This window comes from Streptomyces alboflavus (assembly GCF_000716675.1).
Classification (GTDB): Bacteria; Actinomycetota; Actinomycetes; order Streptomycetales; family Streptomycetaceae; genus Streptomyces; species Streptomyces alboflavus.
Window position 1 is genome coordinate 1 of sequence record NZ_JNXT01000130.1, and the last position, 2,997, is coordinate 2,997.

At 71.1% G+C, this 2,997-nt stretch carries 1 protein-coding gene; it reads left to right on the plus strand.

What is annotated here, in order from left to right:
- Nucleotides 1-2,997 (plus strand): non-ribosomal peptide synthetase (locus OO63_RS41010; RefSeq protein ID WP_033264985.1); only part of this gene is annotated, 2,997 nt, incomplete at both ends.

The following is a 2,997-nucleotide window of genomic DNA, read 5'->3' on the forward strand; positions in this document are numbered from 1 at the left end:
GATGTTCGCCTGGCAGAACAACCACCGCGAAAGCTTCGCCCTGCCCGGCCTCGAAGTGGAACTCGAGTGGCCGCACAGCCAGTCGGCGAAGTACGACCTCACCTTCAACCTGATGGAGGAGCCCGCGCACGGCGGCGTCGTGGGCTCGGTGGAGTACGCCACCGACCTCTTCGACGCGACCACGGTCAGGAAGCTGGCCGACCGCTACGTCCGCCTGCTCCGCCGGCTCACCGCCGACCCCCGCCGACGTATCGGGTCGGTGGACCTGCTCACGGCGGACGAGCACGAACTGGTGCTCCGCGGCTTCAACGACACGGCGAAGCCCGCCGTACAGCAGTCCATGGTGGAGGTCTTCGCCGGTCACGTCGCGGCGGGCCCGGACCGGCTCGCGGTCGTCTCCGGCGAGCAGGAACTGACGTACAAGGAGCTGGACGAGCGGGCGAACCGCCTCGCGCGCGTGCTCACCGCACACGGCGTGCGACGCGACTCGGTCGTGGGCCTCGCCCTGCCCCGGTCGGCGGACCAGGTCGTCGCCGTCATCGCCATCCTCAAGGCGGGCGGCTGCTACCTGCCCCTGGACCCCGAGTACCCCGCCGAACGCCTGGCGTACATGCTGCGCGACTCCGCGCCCCCGCTCGTGGTCACCGACACCGAGAACGTGACGAGCCTGCCGGAGGGCGGCTGTCCTTCGCTCATCCTCGACGCCCCGGACACCCGAGCCGAAGTGGCCCGCGAGTCGACCGAACCGCCCGCCGTCGCCTCTCACCCCGACCAGCTGGCGTACGTGATGTACACCTCCGGCTCCACCGGCAGGCCCAAGGGCGTCGGCGTCACCCAGCGTGGCGTCGTACGGCTCAGCTCGGAGAGCGGGTACAGTGACGGCGCTCACGAGCGGGTCCTGACGCAGTGCGCGCAGGCATTCGACTGCAACACGTACGAGCAGTGGTTCCCGCTTCTGAAGGGCGGCACGCTCGTGATCGCGCCGCCCGGACACGTGGACACGGCCACCCTCGCGCGCCTGGTGGCCGAGCACCGGCTGACCGCCGTGATGTCGTCCTCAGGCATCTTCCGCGTGATCGCCGAGGAGATGCCGGAAGCCCTCAGGGGCCTGCGCGAGACCTTGACCGGTGGCGAAGTCGTGCCGCGCGGCACCTTCGAGAACATCCTCGCAGCCTGCCCGGACACCCGTGTGATCAACGGCTACGGGCCGACCGAGGCGACCATGGCCTGCACGTTCCACGCGGTCACGGACCGCGAGGAAATCGGCGTGCTCGGCGAGATCGGCCGCCCGATGGACAACACCCGGATCTACCTCTTGGACTCGGCACTCCGCCCGGTCCTGCCGGGCACGCCCGGGGAGCTGTACATCGCGGGGGACCGTCTCGCCCGCGGCTACCTCGGCCGTTTCGACCTCACCGCCGAACGCTTCGTGGCCTGCCCCTTCGGCACGCCCGGCGAGCGCATGTACCGCACCGGCGACATCGCCACCTGGACGCCGGAAGGCAGCCTCGTCTACCACGGCCGCGCCGACACCCAGGTGAAGATCCGCGGCTTCCGCGTCGAACCCAGCGAGGTCGAGGCGGTACTGACCCGGCACGACGCCGTCGCGCAGGCCGTGGTCGTCGCCCGCGACAGCACGGAGTTCGGCAAGCAGCTCATCGCCTACACCGTCCTCACCGACGTGGAGAACGGGCCCGAAACCACCGACCTGCGTTCCTTCGCGGCGAAGCAACTGCCGGACCACATGGTGCCGTCCGCGTTCGTGCCCCTGACGCACGTCCCGCTCAGCCCGAGCGGCAAGGTGGACCACAAGGCGCTGCCGGAGCCCGAGTTCACCAGCGGCAAGCCCTATCGCACGCCCCGCACGCGTCAGGAGGAGCTGCTGGCGGGCGTCTTCGCCGACGTGCTCGGCAGGGAGGGCGTCGGTATCGACGACAGCTTCTTCGACCTCGGCGGCCACTCCCTTCTCGCCACCCGTCTGGTCAGCCGCATCCGTGCGGCCCTCGGCGTCGAGCTGCCGATCCGTACGGTCTTCACCGCGCCCACCGTGGCCGCGCTTGCCGAATGCCTTGACCAGGGAGAGCGGGCACGGCCGCCGCTGACCCGGGTCGAGCCGCGGCCGGAACGCGCGCCGCTCTCGTACGCGCAGCGCCGCCTGTGGTTCATCGACCGGTTCGAGGGGCCGTCGGCCACGTACAACTCACCGTTCCCGCTCCGGCTGAGCGGGGAGTTGGACACGGCGGCACTCGCCGCCGCCATGCGGGACGTGGTGGCCCGGCACGAGAGCCTGCGAACCGTCTTCGCCGAGGACGAGGACGGCGTGCCCTACCAGCGGATCCTGCCCGCGCAGGACGTGCACTTGGACGTTCCGGTCCTGGACGTCGGGACCGGCGGGGTGGAGGCGGCCCTCGCGGAGTTCGCCACGCACCGCTTCGACCTGGCCGGGGAGATACCCGTCAGGGCGACCCTGCTGCGCCTGGGCGCGCGTGAGCACGTGCTGGTGTGGCTGGTGCACCACATCGCGTGCGACGGCGCTTCGCTGGCCCCGATGGCCCGCGACCTCAACACCGCCTACACCGCCCGCCTCGCAGGCCAGGCACCACGCTGGACCGAACTGCCCGCCCAGTACGTCGACTACGCCCTCTGGCAGCGCGACCTCCTCGGCGACGACAACGACCCCGACAGCCTCCTGTCCACCCAGATCGCCTACTGGCGCGACGAGCTGGCCGACATCCCGCAGCCCCTCCAACTGCCCACCGACCGGCCCCGACCGCAGCGGGCCAGTCACCGGGGCGACGCCGTCGAGTTCTCCGTCGACGGCCGGGTCATGACCGCCGTGGCCGAACTCGCCCGCGCGCACGGGGCGACGGAGTCGATGGTTCTGGAGTCGGCTCTGGTCGTCCTCCTGCACGGCCTCGGCGCCGGCGACGACATCACCATCGGCTCCCCCATCGCCAACCGCACCGACGACAACCTCACCGACCTCGTCGGCTTCTT